The organism is Streptomyces sp. NPDC102462, from assembly GCF_044765425.1.
Classification (GTDB): domain Bacteria; phylum Actinomycetota; class Actinomycetes; order Streptomycetales; family Streptomycetaceae; genus Streptomyces.
Genome location: NZ_JBIWKB010000013.1, coordinates 1 through 16,435, shown reverse-complemented (window position 1 = coordinate 16,435; position 16,435 = coordinate 1). Strand labels below are relative to the sequence as shown.

The 16,435-nt window shown below is 74.3% G+C and carries 13 protein-coding genes and 3 pseudogenes; 10 read left to right on the top strand and 6 right to left on the bottom strand.

Annotation, left to right across the window (positions count from 1 at the left end; translation table 11 throughout):
• Both ACIRFL_RS13955 and ACIRFL_RS13950 read left to right on the top strand, forming a co-directional pair.
• The gene (locus tag ACIRFL_RS13955) at nt 1–1,755 is read left to right on the top strand and encodes an ABC transporter permease subunit (RefSeq protein ID WP_404027686.1); all 1,755 of its coding nucleotides are present in this window, start codon (nt 1–3) and stop codon (nt 1,753–1,755) included.
• Entirely contained in the window at nt 1,752–3,050 is a 1,299-nt protein-coding gene (locus tag ACIRFL_RS13950; RefSeq protein WP_404027683.1) for an MDR family MFS transporter, read from the top strand. Before ACIRFL_RS13955 ends, ACIRFL_RS13950 begins: the two co-directional genes overlap by 4 nt.
• Before the next feature lie 195 nt (nt 3,051–3,245).
• On the opposite strand, the gene ACIRFL_RS13945 is transcribed toward ACIRFL_RS13950, so the two are convergent.
• On the bottom strand, nt 3,246–4,016 hold the full coding sequence (locus tag ACIRFL_RS13945) for a CDP-alcohol phosphatidyltransferase family protein (RefSeq protein ID WP_404027681.1): 771 nt from the start codon (nt 4,014–4,016) through the stop codon (nt 3,246–3,248).
• Between the two features lie 107 nt (nt 4,017–4,123).
• Here ACIRFL_RS13945 and ACIRFL_RS13940 point away from each other — a divergent pair, with 107 nt between their 5' ends.
• From ACIRFL_RS13940 to ACIRFL_RS13920, 5 genes and pseudogenes are all read left to right on the top strand, one after another.
• Nucleotides 4,124–5,098 (top strand): dehydrogenase, encoded by a 975-nt coding sequence (locus ACIRFL_RS13940; protein ID WP_404027679.1) that lies wholly within the window; start codon nt 4,124–4,126, stop codon nt 5,096–5,098.
• Nucleotides 5,099–5,215: 117 nt separating this feature from the next.
• Complete coding sequence (locus ACIRFL_RS13935) at nt 5,216–5,614, top strand: 6-pyruvoyl trahydropterin synthase family protein (protein WP_404027677.1); 399 nt, start codon at nt 5,216–5,218, stop codon at nt 5,612–5,614.
• Complete coding sequence (locus ACIRFL_RS13930) at nt 5,611–6,795, top strand: glycosyltransferase family 4 protein (protein ID WP_404027674.1); 1,185 nt, start codon at nt 5,611–5,613, stop codon at nt 6,793–6,795. The genes ACIRFL_RS13935 and ACIRFL_RS13930 overlap by 4 nt, the downstream gene beginning before the upstream one ends.
• A gap of 89 nt (nt 6,796–6,884) precedes the next feature.
• Complete coding sequence (locus ACIRFL_RS13925) at nt 6,885–7,841, top strand: SAM-dependent methyltransferase (protein ID WP_404027671.1); 957 nt, start codon at nt 6,885–6,887, stop codon at nt 7,839–7,841.
• Nucleotides 7,838–8,758, top strand: a pseudogene (locus ACIRFL_RS13920) (lysylphosphatidylglycerol synthase transmembrane domain-containing protein); the annotation flags it as partial. The gene ACIRFL_RS13925 and the pseudogene ACIRFL_RS13920, both read left to right, overlap by 4 nt.
• A 104-nt stretch (nt 8,759–8,862) precedes the next feature.
• On the opposite strand, the gene ACIRFL_RS13915 reads toward ACIRFL_RS13920, so the two are convergent.
• Nucleotides 8,863–9,678, bottom strand: coding sequence for a creatininase family protein (locus ACIRFL_RS13915; protein ID WP_404027668.1), 816 nt, complete (start codon nt 9,676–9,678; stop codon nt 8,863–8,865).
• Nucleotides 9,679–9,716: 38 nt separating this feature from the next.
• Here ACIRFL_RS13915 and ribA point away from each other — a divergent pair, with 38 nt between their 5' ends.
• A complete protein-coding gene (gene ribA / locus ACIRFL_RS13910; RefSeq protein WP_404027665.1) occupies nt 9,717–10,376 on the top strand; it encodes a GTP cyclohydrolase II in 660 nt (219 codons plus the stop codon).
• Between the two features lie 28 nt (nt 10,377–10,404).
• On the opposite strand, the gene ACIRFL_RS13905 is transcribed toward ribA, so the two are convergent.
• Nucleotides 10,405–11,628: a serine hydrolase domain-containing protein gene (locus tag ACIRFL_RS13905; RefSeq protein WP_404027663.1), complete on the bottom strand. Its 1,224-nt coding sequence runs from the start codon at nt 11,626–11,628 to the stop codon at nt 10,405–10,407.
• Between the two features lie 301 nt (nt 11,629–11,929).
• Here ACIRFL_RS13905 and ACIRFL_RS13900 point away from each other — a divergent pair.
• Together ACIRFL_RS13900 and ACIRFL_RS13895 are read left to right on the top strand one after the other, a co-directional pair.
• Nucleotides 11,930–12,121: pseudogene (locus ACIRFL_RS13900) on the top strand (TetR/AcrR family transcriptional regulator); the annotation flags it as partial.
• A gap of 208 nt (nt 12,122–12,329) precedes the next feature.
• Nucleotides 12,330–14,255: an ArnT family glycosyltransferase gene (locus ACIRFL_RS13895; protein ID WP_404027661.1), complete on the top strand. Its 1,926-nt coding sequence runs from the start codon at nt 12,330–12,332 to the stop codon at nt 14,253–14,255.
• Nucleotides 14,256–14,268: 13 nt separating this feature from the next.
• Here the strand turns inward: ACIRFL_RS13895 and ACIRFL_RS13890 are convergent, their stop codons facing one another.
• From ACIRFL_RS13890 to ACIRFL_RS13880, 3 genes and pseudogenes are all read right to left on the bottom strand, one after another.
• Nucleotides 14,269–14,862 carry a histidine phosphatase family protein gene (locus ACIRFL_RS13890; RefSeq protein ID WP_404027659.1) on the bottom strand — a complete coding sequence of 198 codons (594 nt, stop codon included), beginning with the start codon at nt 14,860–14,862 and terminating at the stop codon, nt 14,269–14,271.
• A gap of 6 nt (nt 14,863–14,868) precedes the next feature.
• A complete protein-coding gene (gene gnd / locus ACIRFL_RS13885) occupies nt 14,869–15,750 on the bottom strand; it encodes a phosphogluconate dehydrogenase (NAD(+)-dependent, decarboxylating) (RefSeq protein WP_404027657.1) in 882 nt (293 codons plus the stop codon).
• Nucleotides 15,751–15,769: 19 nt separating this feature from the next.
• A pseudogene (locus ACIRFL_RS13880) lies at nt 15,770–16,435 on the bottom strand (glucose-6-phosphate isomerase); the annotation flags it as partial.

The window sequence follows — 16,435 nt, the reverse complement described above, 5'->3', positions numbered from 1 at the left end:
ATGAGGAGCATGCTGTGGCGGGCCGGTCTCGCCCTCGCCCTGGTGTGCGGGATCGGCCTGCTGCCCTGGCTGTCGCACACCGACCCGGCACGCACCGTCCTCAAGGCCCGCGCCCAGGACCGGGAACCGACACCCGAGGTACTGGCCGACATCCGGGCCGGACTCGGCCTTGACGACGGGCCGCTGCCGCTGCTCGGACGGTGGCTGGCCGGTCTTGCCCGCGGCGACGCCGGGCGGTCCTGGATCTCCGGCGCCGACGTCGCCCCGGACGTCCTGCGGGCGCTCGGCGCCTCCCTGCTGCTGATGGCGGTCGCCGGCCTGGTCGCCGTCTGCACCGCCGCCGCGGTGTGCGCCCGCACGCTGTGGACGGCGGCCCGTGGCCGGTGGCACCGGCCCGGCGGCACCGGCTCCGCCGTGCTCGCCGCGCTCCCCGAATTCCTCACCGCCTCCGTGCTCGCCACCGTCGTCGGCGTCCACCTCGGCTGGCTGCCCGCCCTCGGCTGGTACGGGCCCCGCTGGACGGTGCTGCCCGCGCTCGCCCTGGGACTGCCCGCCGGGGCCGTGCTCGGCCGGCTCCTGGACGACCTGCTGCCCGGCGCCTTCGGTGAACCCTGGGCGCGAGCCGCCGCCGCCCGCGGACTGCCCGGCCGGCGCATCGCCCGTCACGCGCTGCGCCGCTGCGTGCCCCAACTGCTGCCGAACGCCGCGCTGTTCGTCGTCGGGCTGACCGGCGGCGCCGTCGCCGTCGAGCAGGTCTTCGACATACCCGGCCTCGGCCGCACCACCCTCCAGGCGGCCCTCGCCCAGGACCTGCCGGTCCTCCAGGCCGGCGCCCTCGCCCTGCTGCTGCTCGGCGCCGCCGCCTCGGGCGGCGCCCGCCTCGCGGCCCGGCTGCTGACCGGCCCCGCCCTGCGCGACGGCGCCCTGCTCAGCCTGCACCGGCCCGCCCCGCCCACCCACCGGACCCTGCCCCTCGTGCTCGGCGCGGCGCTCCTCGGCACCGTCGCCCTCGGCCTGCCCCGCGACCCGTTCGCCGTCGACACCGGCGCACGGCTCGAACCCCCGTCCGCACGGCACCCGTTCGGCACCGACGCGCTCGGCCGCGACCTGCTCGCACGGGTCGCCCACGGCGCCCTCGACACCCTGCTGCCCGCCCTCGCCGTCAGCGCCGCCGCGCTCCTCGCCGGGGTGCTGCTCGGACTGCTGCCGCGGCTGTCTGCGCCGCTCGTCGACACCGTCAACGCCGTACCGGCCGTCCTCGCCGCACTCCTGGTCACCGCGGCGGCGGGCGGCGGCCCCGGCACACCCGCACTCGCCGTGACGGCGGTCGCCTGGGCCCCGCTCGCCGCGCACACCGCCGCGCTGCTGCGGCAGGAACGCGCCACCCTGCACATCACGGCCACCCGCGCCCTCGGCGCGGGTGGCGGCCACCTGCTGCGCCACGAACTGCTGCCCGCGGTGCTCCCGCCCGTCGTCCGGCACGCCCTGCTCCGACTGCCCGGCGTCGCCCTCGCCCTGGCCTCCCTCGGCTTCCTCGGCCTCGGCGCCCAGCCGCCCTCCCCGGAATGGGGGCGACTCCTCGCCGAGAACCAGCCGTACGCGGAACGCGCGCCCTGGGCCGTCCTCGCACCCGCCGCGCTCCTCGCCCTGCTCGGCGCGCTGGCGGTGACCGCCGCGGGCGGGCTGCGCCGGCCACGCCCGAGGTCCCGCATCGCACAACCGCCCCTGCCCGCGGCCGAGGCGACCGCCCGATGACCGCACACGCCGCCGGCCCGCGGACCGGGGGCGCGCCCCTCAGCCCGCTGCTGCGCCTGCTGATCCTCACCCAACTCGCCTTCAACATAGGCTTCTTCGCCGTCCTGCCGTTCCTCGCCGAACACCTCGGGCAGGCGATGGGCATGGCCGGCTGGCTGGTCGGTCTCGTCCTCGGCCTGCGCACCTTCAGCCAGCAGGGGCTGTTCGTGGTGGGCGGGGCGCTCGCCGACCGGTACGGCATCCGGCCCGTCGTGCTCGCCGGCTGCGCCCTGCGGATCGCCGGATTCGTCTGGCTCGGCCACGCCGAACGGACCTGGGCGGTGATCTGCGCCGTGCTGCTCATCGGGTTCGCCGCGGCCCTGTTCTCACCCGCCGTGGAGTCCGAGGTGGCCCGGCAGGCGGTGGTGCGGGAGGAGTCGGGCGGCGGCCCGCGCACCCGCGTCCTCGCCCTGTTCACGGTCGCCGGGCAGGCGGGGGCGTTCCTCGGGCCGCTGCTCGGCGCGCTGCTGCTGACCGCCGACTTCCGCACGGTGTGCCTGGCCGGCGCCGGAATCTTCGTCCTCGTCCTCGCCGGGCACGCCCGGCTGCTGCCGCAGCACATCCCCGGCCGGGACCGTCGGCCGGTGGACAGCGGCGCGCGGAACCTGCTGCGCAACCGCCGCTTCCTCGCGCTGTGCTGCGCCTACGGCGCCTATCTGCTCGCCTACAACCAGCTCTATCTCGCGCTGCCCGCCGAGGTGGCCCGCGCCACCGGCTCGCAGGCCCCGCTGGCCTGGCTGTTCGCGCTGTCCTCGCTGCTGGTCGTGGCCGCTCAACTGCCCGTCACCCGCTGGGCGGGCCGGCGGCTCACCCACCGCCGGTCCATGGCGGCCGGGCTGCTGCTGGTCGCCGCCGGGTTCGCGGTCGTCGCGGCGGCCCGCCCCGCGGCCCCGACCGGCACCGCGGGACTGCTGCCCGCCGCGGTGTTCGTCGTGCTGCTCACCCTCGGCCAGATGCTCATCGCGCCCGTCGCCCGCGCCTGGGTGCCCGACCTCGCCGAGGACGGCAGGCTCGGCCTCTACACCGGGGCGCTGTCCTCGCTGTCCGGGCTGATCGTGCTGGCCGGCAGCGCGGCCACCGGCACCCTCCTCGACAGTCCGCTCCCGCAGGCCGTGCCCTGGCTGGTGCTGGCCGCCGTACCGGCCATGGCCGTCGCCCTGCTGCCCCGCCCACCACGCGCCCCCCGGCGACCCGAACACCCCGACGCCCCCGCCACCGCGAGGGCCCACCGCCCGCACAAGAACCCCTCCCCGTGAGGGCGCCCCCGGCAGGCGTTCCCGGACAGGCACGGGGTGGCCGCGTCGGGAGTAGAGCCGCCGCACGACCCGGCCGTGCTCGCAAAGCCCCGGCCGCCTCGCCCCCACGTCTCCAGCCCCCACACGCCACCCATCCACCCACCGTCACCCCCCGGCTCCCGCCGCATGGCCAGCGCCCGCCGGTACGTCGGACGGTCACTGCCCGGCCGGTTCCAGGGTCTTTGTGGTTGGGGCGTTCGGGGCAGTGGCGGTGAGTCGGGTGGTTCGGCGTAGCCACAGGACGTCCCGGGCGAACGACCACACCAGCGAGCCCAGCGCCAGCAGCACCACCGCGAAGTCGGCCGCGAGCGGCAGCAGTTGGGAACCCGCCAGCAGCAGACAGACACCCTGCAACGCGGCGACCGTCTTACGGGCGATCGACGGCGGCAGCGGCGCGTTCAGCCACGGCGCGACGCGGGCCGCCGCGACGAACGCGTAGCGCATCCCGCCGATCAGCAGCACCCACGGGCCCAGCCGCATCGACACGAACACGCTCAGCACCAGGATCAGGAAAGCGTCCACCTCCATGTCGAAGCGGGCGCCCAGCGCCGTCGACGTACCGGTGCGGCGGGCCACCTGGCCGTCGACGCCGTCCAGGAGCAGCGCGACCGCCGTCAGAGCGACCAGCAGGGTGAGCGGCGGCGCGCTGTCGAAGGAGTCCGCGACCAGCGCCGTCACCCCGCCGACCAGGGTGGCCCGGCCGAGGGTGACCCGGTTGGCCGGGCCGAAGGAACGCAGCCGGGAGCGGTGCAGCGCCCGGGAGAGCACCGCCCAGGTCGCGAACGCGAACGCCAGCCCCGTCAGCCAGCCCGCCGGCCCCATGCCGAACGCCGAACCCAGCAGGACCAGCAGCAGGATCTGCACGCCCGCACCCACGGCCGTCTCCTGCTGGACCAGCCTCGCGTCGTCAATGTTGTTCAGGGCCACGGCTCACCCTCCGGCCGAGTGACAGAGTCGATCAGTGCCGCGTACTGTGCGCGGCCTGTGCACATCTCGGTACGTGAACAACTTGCCGATCGTTCAGGAGGATGCCGATGAACCGGTCCGCGCGTGCGTTCTGGCTCAGCTCGCCGGGCCACGGCGAGTTGCGTGAGGTCACCGTCCCCGAACCCGCCGCGGGTGAGGTCCTGGTGCGCACGCTCTACTCCGGAGTCAGCCGCGGCACGGAGACGCTGGTCTTCCGCGGCGGCGTCCCGGAGAGCCAACGCGCCGTGATGCGGGCGCCGTTCCAGGACGGCGATTTCCCCGGCCCGGTCAAGTACGGCTACCTCAACGTGGGCGTCGTGGAACAGGGCCCGCACACCCTGACCGGACGCACCGTCTTCTGCCTGTATCCGCACCAGAGCCACTACGTCATCCCGGCGGACGCCGTCGTCCCCGTGCCGGACCGGGTGCCCGCCGGGCGGGCCGTCCTCGCCGGCACCGTGGAGACCGCCGTCAACGCCCTGTGGGACGCCGCGCCGCTCATCGGCGACCGGATCGCGGTGGTCGGCGGCGGCATGGTGGGCTGCTCGGTCGCCGCCCTGCTGGCCCGCTTCCCGGGCGTACGGCTCCAACTCGTCGACACCGACCCGGCGCGCGCCGCGACCGCCGAGGCCCTGGGTGTCGACTTCGCCGCACCCGAGGACGCCCTCGGCGACTGCGACCTGGTCGTCCACGCCAGCGCCGACGAGCGGGGCCTGACCCGTGCCCTCGGCCTGCTCGCCGCCGAGGGCACGGTCCTCGAACTGAGCTGGTACGGCGACCGGTTGGTCACCCTGCCGCTCGGCGAGGCGTTCCACTCCCGGCGGCTCACCGTGCGCGCCAGCCAGGTCGGCACCCTCTCCCCGGCCCGCCGCGCGGGCCGCGGCCACGCCGACCGGCTGGCCCTCGCCCTCGATCTGCTCGCCGATCCGTCGCTGGACGCGCTCATCACGGGAGAAAGCGCGTTCGAGGAGCTGCCCGAGGTGATGCCGAGGCTCGCCACGGGGGAGATCCCAGCACTGTGTCACCGGGTCCGGTACGCCTGACCTGAGAAGAAGCGTGTGTCCGCACTGAACGCGGGCAGGCCGAGAGCCGTACTACACGGCATCCCCCGGCCGCAGCCGGCGGGGGAACCTGACGCGCCGCACCTGGAGGGTCGTCCGTTGTTCAGCATCACCGTCCGCGATCACATCATGATCGCCCACAGTTTCCGCGGCGAGGTGTTCGGGCCCGCGCAACGCCTGCACGGCGCCACGTTCCTCGTGGACGCGACGTTCCGCCGCGAGCAGCTGGACGACGACAACATCGTCGTCGACATCGGCCTGGCCACGCAGGAACTCGGCGCGGTCGTCAGCGAGCTGAACTACAGAAACCTCGACAACGAGCCCGACTTCGCCGGCGTCAACACCTCGACGGAGTTCCTGGCCAAGGTGATCGCCGACCGGCTCGTCGAACGCATCCACAAGGGCGCGCTCGGCGAGGGCGCCAAGGGCCTTGCGGGCGTCACGGTCACCCTGCACGAGTCGCACGTCGCCTGGGCGAGTTACGAGCGTGGCCTGTGACCGACACGACCATCGGCCGGGCCCCGGCCCTGACCTACGTGCCCGCGCAGCGCGCGGCCCTGAAGAACGTCGGGATCATCCCCATGTCCCTGCGCACCCTGCACTTCATCATGCCGGGCGGTGTCGACGACACGACCGCGCCCAGCGGCGGCAACGCCTACGACCGGCGCCTGTGCCTGGACCTGCCCGGATTCGGCTGGCAGGTCACCCGGCACACCGTGGACGGCGCCTGGCCCCGCCCCGGCGCCACCGGCCGCGACCGGCTCGCCCGCACCCTGCGGGAGCTGCCCGACGGCTCGGTGGTGCTGCTCGACGGCCTCGTCGCCTGCGGGGTCCCCGAGATCGTGGTCCCCGAGGCGGAGCGGCTGCGGCTCGCGGTCCTCGTCCATCTGCCGCTCGGCGACGAGACGGGCCTCGACCCGTCCGTGGCCGCGGACCTGGACGCCCGGGAACGCGCGGTGCTCCGGGCGGTACCCGCGGTGATCGCCACCAGCGACTGGGCGGTCCGCCGCCTCGTCGCCCACCACGGCCTCGCCCCGCAGCGGGTGCACGTCGCCGCGCCCGGCGCCGACATCGCACCCCTCGCCGCCGGCACCGACGGCGTCTCGCGTCTGCTGTGCGTGGCCGCGGTGACCCCCCGCAAGGGGCAGCACCGGCTGGTGGAGGCGCTGGCCGCGGTGCGGGACCTGCCGTGGAGCTGTGTGTGCGTCGGCGGCCTCGGCCACGACCCCGAATACGTCGCCCGGCTGCGGGCCCTGATCGAGCGGCACGGACTGACCGGCCGGCTGCACCTGGCGGGCCCACGGTCCGGCGCCGACCTCGACGCCAGCTACGCCGCCGCCGACCTGATGGTCCTCACCTCCTACGCCGAGACGTACGGCATGGCCGTGACCGAGGCGCTGGCCCGGGGCATCCCGGTCCTCGCGACGGACGTCGGCGGACTGCCCGAGGCCCTGGGCCGCGCGCCGGACGGCGGAATGCCCGGCATCCTCGTGCCGCCGGAGGACCCCGCCGCGCTCGCCGCCGAACTGCGCGGCTGGTTCGGCGAGGCCGACGTGCGCCGGCGCCTCAAGGCCGCCGCGCGGGGCCGCCGGGCGGCGCTCGACGGCTGGGCGACCACCGCCCGCAGCCTGGCCGGGGTCCTGCAACGGCTCCCGGACACACCGCGGAGGGCGGCATGAGCGGAACCACCCCACAGGCCGGGCGGACACCGGCACGGACCGGGACGCGGGCCGTACCGGGTGCGGAAGCGACGAAGGGGGCAGCGGCCATGACGGAACCCGGCGCACCGCGCCGCGCCGCACACGAAGGGGCCGGGCCGGTCGTGGCCCCCGGTACCGGGCCGCGGCCGGGGGAGCGGCCCACCGTGCGGCTGCGCGAGGCCGGGGCACAGGAGCCACCGCGGTACGCGCCCGAATGGCTCGAACTGCGCGAGCCGGCCGACGCCGCGGCCCGCTCACACGACCTGCTCGACCCGCTGCGGATCCGGCTCGCCAATCTGCCCGGCCGGGCCGACGGCCTCGTGGTGCACGACCTGGGCTGCGGCACCGGCTCGATGGGCCGCTGGCTCGCGCCCCGCCTGGACGGCGCCCAGCACTGGATCCTGCACGACCGCGACCCCTACCTGCTGCACTTCGCCGCCGTGGGCTCCGCGCTGGCCGCCGCCGACGGCAGCCGGGTCACCGTGGAGACGCGGCGCGGCGACGTGGCCCGGCTGACCCCGGACGCCCTGAGCGGCGCCGCACTGGTGACGGCGTCCGCGCTGCTCGACGTCCTCACCCGCGAGGAGGTCGGCACGCTCGCCGCGGCCTGCGTCGGGGCCGGCAGCCCGGCGCTGCTGACCCTCTCGGTCGCCGGACGCGTCCACCTCACCCCGGCCGACCCGCTGGACGCGGAGCTCACCGAGGCGTTCAACGCGCACCAGCGGCGCGCGGGCCTGCTCGGTCCCGACGCCGTCACCGTGACCAGCGAGGCGTTCACCGACCGCGGGGCGACGGTGCGGCTGCATCCGAGCCCCTGGCGCCTGGGACCCGGGGACGCCGCGCTGACGGCCCAGTGGCTGCGCGGCTGGGTGGCCGCGGCGGTCGAGCAGCGCCCCGACCTGGCGCGGCGCGCCGACCGCTACCTCCAGGACCGCCTGGCGGCCTGCGCGGCGGGCGAGTTGAGCGTCGTCGTCGACCACACCGACCTGCTCGCCCTGGTCCGCCCGACGGGGCACACCTCATGACCCCGTCCACGGCGCGCCCCGGGACCAGGCCGCACACCCCGCCCGTGGAGCCCCGTCCGGCAGGCCGCGACCGTGCGGCTTCCCGGGGCGGGCAGGGGCGGTTGCCGGTGGTGGGCCGGGCCGTGCGCGGGCGGCTGGGTGCCCTGGCCGGGGCCGGGATCCTCGGGGTGCTGCTGTGGCGCCTTGGGACCGGTGTGTTCCTGGACGGGCTGCGCCGGATCGACCTGGGGACACTGCTGATCGCCGTGGGCATTGGCGTCGTCACCACCGTGTTCAGCGCCTGGCGTTGGCACCTGGTGGCCCGCGGCCTGCGGATCCGGCTGCCGCTGGGCTCCGCCGTCGCCGACTACTACCGGGCGCTGTTCCTGAACGCGGCCCTGCCCGGCGGGGTGCTCGGCGATGTGCACCGGGCCGTCCGGCACGGACGGGAGGCCGGGGACGTCGGGCGCGGCGTCCGCTCCGTCGTGCTGGAGCGGGCCGCAGGACAGGTCGCGCTGGCCGTGGCCGGCGCCGCGCTGCTGCTCACGCTGCCGTCCCCGCTCCGCGACGAGGCCCGGGACTTCGCCCCGCTGGCCGCCCTCGGCGCGGCCGGCGCCTGCGCCGTCGTCCTCGCGGTCCGGATGAACCGCGCCCCCTCCAGCAGTCCCGGCACCCTGCGCACCGCACTCGCCGAGGCCCGCGAAGGGCTGCTCTCCCGCGCCAACTGGCCCGGCGTCGCCCTGTCCTCGGCGGTCGTACTGGCCGGCCACCTCGCGATGTTCGTGGTGGCGGCCCGGGCCGCAGGCTCGACGGCCGCCGTACCGGCACTGCTGCCCCTCGCGGTCCTCGCCCTGGTCGCCATGGGTCTGCCGCTGAACATCGGCGGCTTCGGCCCCCGGGAGGGCGTCACCGCCTGGGCGTTCGGCGCCGCCGGCCTGGGCGCGGACAGCGGACTGGCCACGGCCGTCGTGTACGGGGTGCTGGGCTTCGCGGCCAGCCTGCCCGGCCTCGCCGTCCTGATCGCCCGCTGGTGCACGGCACTTCACCCGCGTACGTCCGAACTCCCCTCGCCCGGCGCCGGGTTCCCGGCTCCACCGGCCGTATCCGCCCCGGACGTGAGCAGGGTGAAATATGCCGCGAAGGATTCGCCGAGGCTCGTCAGCAGTTTCCTCCCCTTCTCCGCCGACCCCAGGGAAGGACGGCCGATGACCCCCGATTCGGTATAGGCGGACATTCCCGCGGTGAGCAGATGACGACGGTCGTCCGCGGTGAAATCGGCGGACTGGTAACCAGGGCGGACCAATTCGGGATGGGCGTGCAGCAGAATGGACGTCTCGATCTCCCCGGCATGCATGTCGGTCAGCAGCGAGGTACGCACCCGGGCCCGCTCCCGGGCCGTCTCCCAGTCCTCGGCGGCCGGGAACAGCGCCATCCGCTCCCCACGCGCGGAGGACTCCTGAACCACGTTGCCCAGGACGTAGTTGCCGCCGTGGCCGTTGACCACGGCGAGCGCGCCGACGCCGGACCGGCGCAGCGACGCCGCGATGTCCCGCACCACCGCGTGCAGGGTCACGGCGGAGATGCTGACGGTTCCGGGCCAGGCCGCGTGCTCGTGCGAGCAGGACACCGTCAGCGGAGGAAGGAGGTGCACCGGGTACGCCGCGGCGATCTCCCGTGCGACGGCGCAGGCGATGAGCGTGTCGGTCGCCAGGGGAAGGAACGGACCGTGCTGCTCGAAGCTCCCCACGGGAAGGACGGCGACCTGTGACGACACGCCCGCCCCGCGCGTCCGTACGTCCTCTGTGGTGTCCGCGGGCAGCACACCGTGTGCCGCTGCGGGCACGCCCGAACCACTCATCTTTCCATGGCCTTTCGTCTCCGTTGAGGAATCAGATCATGACAGAAAACATCGGCGTACTCGGCACGAAGTCCGCACGGCGTTCGGGCGTCGAACGCGTCGTGACCGCACCCCTGCCCACCGTGTACGGGACCTTCCAGGCCATCGGCTATCTGGACCACGACGGCGGTGACGAGCAGGTCGCGCTCGTGCACGGCGACCTCGGCACCGAGGACGTGCTGACCCGGCTGCACTCGGAGTGCCTGACCGGCGACGCGTTCGGCTCCCAGCACTGCGAGTGCGGCGACCAGCTCGCCTCGGCGCTGCGCGCGGTGGTCGCCGCGGGCAGCGGTGTCGTCGTCTATCTCCGCGGGCACGAGGGCCGCGGCATCGGGCTGCTCGCGAAGCTGCGCGCGATGGCCCTGCAGGCGGAGGGACTCGACACCGTCGAGGCGAACCTCGCCCAGGGACTGCCGGTCGACGCCCGCGACTACGGTGTGGCCGCCGCCATCCTGCGCGACCTCGGCGTCGCCTCGGTGCGGCTGATGTCCAACAACCCGCGCAAACGTGAGTCGTTGCTGCGGCACGGCATCCAGGTCGCCGAGGAGGTGCCGCTGTTGATCCCGCCGTGCGAGAGCAACATCACCTATCTGCGGACCAAACGGGAACGCCTCGACCACCACCTGCCCCATCTGGACGCGGTGGCGCACTGGTCCTGAGGCCCCGCGGCGGTGGCCTAGGCCCGGCTCAGTCCACCACCGCCTCGTGCACCAGCCGCTTCAGCTCCGGGAACACCTTCAGCGTCCTGGGCCGCACCTGGGTCATGAACTGCACGGTGAGATCACGGCCCGGGTCCACCCAGAAGGTGGTGGTCGCCACCCCGCTCCAGCCGTAGGTGCCGGGCCCGGCCGGGGCCGCCGTGCGGTCCGGGTCGATCACCACGGAGACGCCGAGGCCGAAGCCGACGCCGTCGTTGCCCGGCTCCTGGTGCGGGGGTGCGCCGAAGGAGCGCAGGTCGGCGCCGCCGGGCAGCTGGTTGCGGGTCATCAGGGCCACCGTCTCGGGCCGCAGCAGCCGTACGCCGTCCAGTTCGCCGCCCCGGCGCAGCATCTCCGTGAACCGGTGGTAGTCGTAGGCCGTGGCCACCATGCCGCCGCTGCCGGACAGGAACCGGGGACGGCCGCGCAGCGGCAGGCCCGGGATCGGCTCGATGCCGCCGCCCTCGGTCTCCCCGTACAACTCGGAGAGCCGGTCCGCCTGTTCGGGCACGATGTGGAAACCGGCGTCCGGCATCCCCAGCGGACGGAAGATCCGCTCCGCGAAGAACACGTCGAGCGGCTGCCCGGAGACCACCTCGATCACCCGGCCCAGCACATTGGAGGCCACCGAGTAGTTCCACTGCGTGCCCGGCTCGAACTGCAGCGGCAGCCCGGCGTACACGTCGATCGTCTCGGCGAGGTTCGCGCCGGGCGGCACGGACGACTCGAGGCCGGCGGCCCGGTAGAGGGCGTCGACCGGGTGGGAGTGGTAGAAGGCGAACGTCAGGCCCGCGGTGTGGGTGAGCAGATGCCGGATCAGGACGGGGCCCTTGGCGGGGCGGGTGGTGACCTCGGTGCCGGCGCCGGCCTCGTACACCCGCGGGTCGGCGAAGGCCGGCAGGTGCCGGTCGAGCGGGTCGTCCAGGGACAGCCGTCCCTCCTCCACCAGGAGCAGTACCGCGACCGCGGTGACCGGCTTGGTCATCGAGTAGATCCGCCACAGCGTGTCCGGCCGGACCGGCAGCCCGGCCGCGCGGTCACGGTGGCCGTGCGTGCTGAGGTGGGCGACGCGGCCGGCGCGGGCCAGCGAGATCAGGTAGCCGGGCAGTCGGCCCTCGTCCACGTAGTGGGCGAAGTGCTGGTCGAGGCGGTCCAGCGCCTTCGGGTCAAGTCCCGCCTCGTCCGGGTCGACTTGCTGTCGCAGCTGTGCCATCGCGTTCCTCCGCCTGTGCCGTCCGGCGGTTGATCCTTGCATGACTCGGCCGTTGGGTGTTGGCGGGTTGCGCAGTTCCCCGCGCCCCCATCGTGGGTCGTCCGTCGTTGGTCGGGTGCGGGTTCGTTGTGGTTGGTTGCGCAGTTCCCCGCGCCCCCATCGGGGGTCGTCCGTTGTTGGTCGGGTGCGGGTTTGTGGGGGCTTGGCGCGCAGTTCCTCGCGCCCCTATGGGGCTTGGCGCGCGGTTCCTTGCGGCCCTTACGGGGTTGTTTTGGTGCGGGTTTCGATTGCTTGTGGCTGCCCGGTCGCCGCGGCCCTGACGGACCTGGGGGTGCCCGCCGAGCGGGCCGCCTCCCTGGCCACCGTGATGATCAGCGCCCTGGAGGGGGCGATCCTGCTGGCCCGCGCCGAGCGGGACGTGGCCCCGCTGAAGACCGTGACCCAGGAACTGGGCCCCCTCCTCGACGCAGCGGTCCGTCGTCCCCCGTCCTGAGCGAAGGACACGACCGGTCCGGCGCGCGGCGCGGCACACCGGGCGGCGGTCGGGCGGGCCGTCGGTTCGGTGTGGAGGGGGTGAGAGGGGGGTGAGATCTCCCTCTGTTTCCGGGTCCGTATGGGTTCCGCGGCCGATACTCACGAAAGTCCGGAATGCGTCCCGCATGCCGGATCGGAGTCAACCCGGCTGCCCTGGAAGGCCGTTCATGCCGAGCACCGTCAGCGAACCGCGCACGGGGGTCCGCGCGGGCCCGCCACCGCCCCCGGCCCCGCCGCGCACCCGTGCCGACCGCTACGAGCGTCCGGCGCTCGTGTGCATCGCGGCACTCGCCGCCCTGCTCTTCTGCTGGGGCATCGACCACAGCGCCTACCACGCCTTCTACGCGAGCGCGGTGCGCAGCATGACCGACGGCCCCCTCGCCTTCCTGTACGGCTCCTTCGACCCCGCCGGTTCGATCACCCTCGACAAGCTGCCCGGCTTCCTGTGGCCCCAGGCCCTGTCGGCGCTGGTCTTCGGCTTCCACCCGTGGGCGCTGGTGCTTCCGCAGGCCGTCGAGGGCGTGGCCTGCGTCCTCCTGCTCCATCTGGTGGTGCGCCGCTGGGCCGGGGTGCCCGCCGGTCTCGCGGCGGCCGGTTTCCTCACGCTCACCCCGGTGACCGTGGGCGTGGGCCGGTCGGTGGTCGAGGACGCGCCGTTCGTGCTGCTGCTGCTCCTGGCCGCCGAGGCCACCTGGCGCGCGACCGAACGGGCCCGGCCGCGCACCCTGCTGCTCGCGGCCTTCTGGGTGGGCCTGGCGTTCCAGTGCAAGATGCTGGAGTCCTGGGCGGTACTGCCCGCGCTGGCCGTGACCTATATGGTCGCCGCGCCCGCCCCGGCGCGCCGCCGGGCCGGTCATCTCGCCCTGGCCGGGGCGGTGACGGCGGCGGTGTCGCTGTCGTGGATGCTGGTGGCCACCCTCACCCCGGCCGCCTCCCGCCCCTACCTCGACGGCACCACCGACAACTCGGCGTTCGGCATGGTCGTCGGCTACAACTTCCTGACCCGTTTCCACACGGTCGGCATCGACGGCGCCGGCACCGGCAGCATCGTCACCGGCCGGCCCGCGCACCCGGGCGGTGCCCACGCGCTCGGCATGGGCGACAGCGTGTGGAAGATGTTCAGCCCCGGCATCGCCACCCAGACGGGTTGGCTGTACCCGCTCGCGGCCCTCGGGCTCGTCGGCGGTCTGGTGGCGCTGCGGCGGCGGCGCGTGCCGCGCACCGACCGTCTGCTCGCCGGACATCTGCTGTGGGGAGTGTGGCTGGCCACCTTCTTCGTGGTGTTCAGCTTCGGCAGCGTGACCGGCCACACCTACTACATGGGTGTTGTCGCGGTGGCCCTGTCGGCGCTGGCCGGCGCCGGGCTGGTCCAGGGGTGGCGGGCGCTTCGGGCCGGCGGGCGTACGGCCTGGCTGCTGCCGGCGGTGCTCGCCGTCAACGTCGCCTGGTGCGCGGCCCTGACGCTGTGCTACCCGCGGTTCTTCGGCTGGTCGGCGCCCGCCGCCGGCGCCCTGGGTCTGGCCGGGCTCGCCCTGACCGGTGTGCGGCGCGGGCGTGCCGTCACGGCCGGAACGGCCGTCGCCGTTGCCGCGGTCCTGCTGGTCCCCGCCGTGTGGTCGGCCTCGGCGCTGTCCCCGCGCTACAACCAGCCCGGCGGCTTCGGCCGGGTCGGCCCGAACAGCATCCGCACCGGTACCGCGCTGTCGGCCCTGACCCCCGCACGGCACCGCCTGCTGGCCTACCTCACCGCGCACCGCGACGGCGCCCGCTACCTGGCGGCGGTGCCCAGCTGGACCTCAGCGGCGCCGTACGTGATCGCCGCCGACGCGCCCGTGCTGCCCGTCGGCGGGTTCACCGGACGCGTCCCGTTCCCCAGCCCGCGGCAACTGGGCCGGCTGGTCGACTCCGGCCGGCTGCGTTTCGTGCTGCTGCGCCCCTCCGACGTCGTGGCGCACCCCCGCGCCGGACGGACCCCGGCCGGTGCCGTGGCCCGCTGGACCGTCGACCACTGCACCCGGGTGCCGCCGGCCGCGTACGGCGAGCACGGCCGCCGGCACCTGCTGTACCGCTGCGGCCCGGAGCACACCGGGTGATCCGGGCCGGGCGTCACACGGTCCTGTTCCACTCCGCGATCACGGGTCTTTCGTGTTCCGTGGACAGCCGGCTGACCGTGCCGGTCGCCAGCTGGAACAGGCGGCCCTCGGCGGGCGGCAGCCCCAGCCGGCGGGCGGTGAGCACCCGCAGGAAGTGGGCGTGGGCGACGAGCACCACGTCACCGGTGTCCCGGGCGAGGGCGGCGTCGACCCGGGACAGCACCCGGTCGGCCCGCCGTCCCGCCTGTGCGGGTGACTCGCCGGGATGCCCCTCGGGGCCGGGCGGTACGCCGTCCGTCCACAGGTACCAGTCGGGGCGGGTGCGGTGGATCTCGCGGGTCGTGATGCCCTCGTAGCCGCCGTAGTCCCACTCGTGCAGCTCCGGATCGACCACCGCCCCGCTCAGGCCCGCGAGTTCGGCGGTGCGGATCGCGCGGGTGAGCGGGCTGGTGAGCACGAGGGCGTAGGTCCGGCCCGACAGGAGCGGGGCGAGGGACTTGGCCTGTTCCTCGCCGTTCCGGGTCAGCGGCAGATCCGTCCAGCTGGTGTGCCGGCCCGACACGCTCCACTCCGTCTCGCCGTGACGGACCAGGATGAGGTCCCCCACGGCCGGCTACTCCTTCGCCGACTCGACGGCGTGGCCGCCGAACTGGTTGCGCAGCGCCGCGATCATCTTCATCTGCGGGGAGTCGTCCTGGCGGGAGGCGAAGCGCGCGAACAGGGAGGCGGTGATCGCCGGCAGCGGGACCGCGTGGTCGATGGCGGCCTCGACGGTCCAGCGGCCCTCACCGGAGTCCTGCGCGAAGCCCCGCAGCTTCTCCAGGTGTTCGTCCTCGTCCAGGGCGTCGACCGCGAGGTCGAGCAGCCAGGAACGGATGACGGTGCCCTGCTGCCAGGAGCGGAACACCTCGCGTACGTTGTCCACCGAGTTGACCTTCTCCAGCAGCTCCCAGCCCTCGGCGTACGCCTGCATCATCGCGTACTCGATGCCGTTGTGGACCATCTTGGAGAAGTGCCCGGCGCCGACCCGGCCCGCGTGGACATAGCCGTACGGGCCCTCGGGTTTGAGCGCTTCGAAGATCGGCTGGAGCCGTTCGACGTGTTCCTTGTCGCCGCCGACCATCAGCGCATAGCCGTTCTCCAGGCCCCACACACCGCCGGAGACGCCGGCGTCGACGAAGCCGATGCCCTTGATGCCGAGTTCCGCGGCGTGCTTCTCGTCGTCGGTCCAGCGGGAGTTGCCGCCGTCGACGACGGTGTCGCCCGGCGACAGCAGGTCGCCGAGTTCGTCGATGACCGACTGGGTGGGGTGGCCGGCCGGGACCATGACCCACACCACGCGCGGGGCGTCGAGCCGTTCGACCAGGTCGGCGAGGCTCTTCGCGTCGGACAGGTCGGGGTTGCGGTCGTAGCCGATGACGGTGTGGCCCGCGCGGCGGATCCGCTCGCGCATGTTGCCGCCCATCTTGCCGAGGCCGATGAGTCCGAGCTGCATGTCAGTTCACTCTTCTCTCTTACGCGTTCTTGAGCGTGCGGTAGGCGGCGACGAGGGCGGTGGTGGAGGGGTCGAGGCCGGGGACGTCGGTGCCGTCGGTGAGTGCGGGTTCGACGCGTTTGGCGAGGACCTTGCCCAGCTCGACGCCCCACTGGTCGAAGGAGTCGATGTCCCAGATCGCGCCCTGCACGAACACCTTGTGCTCGTACAACGCGATCAGCTGCCCCAGCACCGACGGGGTCAGCTCCCGCGCCAGGATCGTGGTCGTCGGATGATCGCCCCTGAACGTCCGGTGCGCCACCAGCTCCTCGGCGACCCCCTCCGCCCGCACCTCCCCGGGCGTCTTGCCGAACGCGAGCGCCTGGGTCTGCGCGAAGAAGTTCGCCATCAACAGATCATGCTGCGCCCGCAGTTCGCCCCCCAGCTCCGCCACCGGCTCAGCGAACCCGATGAAGTCCGCCGGGATCACCTTCGTACCCTGATGGATCAACTGGTAGTAGGCATGCTGCCCGTTCGTGCCCGGCGTCCCCCACACCACCGGCCCCGTCTGCCACCCCACCGGATTCCCCGCACGGTCCACCGACTTGCCATTGGACTCCATGTCCAGCTGCTGCAGATACGCCGTGAACCGCGACAGATAATGACTGTAGGGCAGCACCGCATGCGACTGCGCGTCGAAGAACCC

Bases quoted from the DNA above. Each gene is read 5' to 3' on its own strand.
- ACIRFL_RS13955 (WP_404027686.1), top strand. From the start codon at position 1: ATGAGGAGCATGCTGTGGCGGGCCGGTCTCGCCCTCGCCCTGGTGTGC.
- ACIRFL_RS13950 (WP_404027683.1), top strand. From the start codon at position 1,752: ATGACCGCACACGCCGCCGGCCCGCGGACCGGGGGCGCGCCCCTCAGC.
- ACIRFL_RS13940 (WP_404027679.1), top strand. From the start codon at position 4,124: ATGAACCGGTCCGCGCGTGCGTTCTGGCTCAGCTCGCCGGGCCACGGC.
- ACIRFL_RS13925 (WP_404027671.1), top strand. From the start codon at position 6,885: ATGACGGAACCCGGCGCACCGCGCCGCGCCGCACACGAAGGGGCCGGG.
- ACIRFL_RS13915 (WP_404027668.1), bottom strand. From the start codon at position 9,678: ATGAGTGGTTCGGGCGTGCCCGCAGCGGCACACGGTGTGCTGCCCGCG.
- ribA (WP_404027665.1), top strand. From the start codon at position 9,717: ATGACAGAAAACATCGGCGTACTCGGCACGAAGTCCGCACGGCGTTCG.
- ACIRFL_RS13905 (WP_404027663.1), bottom strand. From the start codon at position 11,628: ATGGCACAGCTGCGACAGCAAGTCGACCCGGACGAGGCGGGACTTGAC.
- ACIRFL_RS13895 (WP_404027661.1), top strand. From the start codon at position 12,330: ATGCCGAGCACCGTCAGCGAACCGCGCACGGGGGTCCGCGCGGGCCCG.
- gnd (WP_404027657.1), bottom strand. From the start codon at position 15,750: ATGCAGCTCGGACTCATCGGCCTCGGCAAGATGGGCGGCAACATGCGC.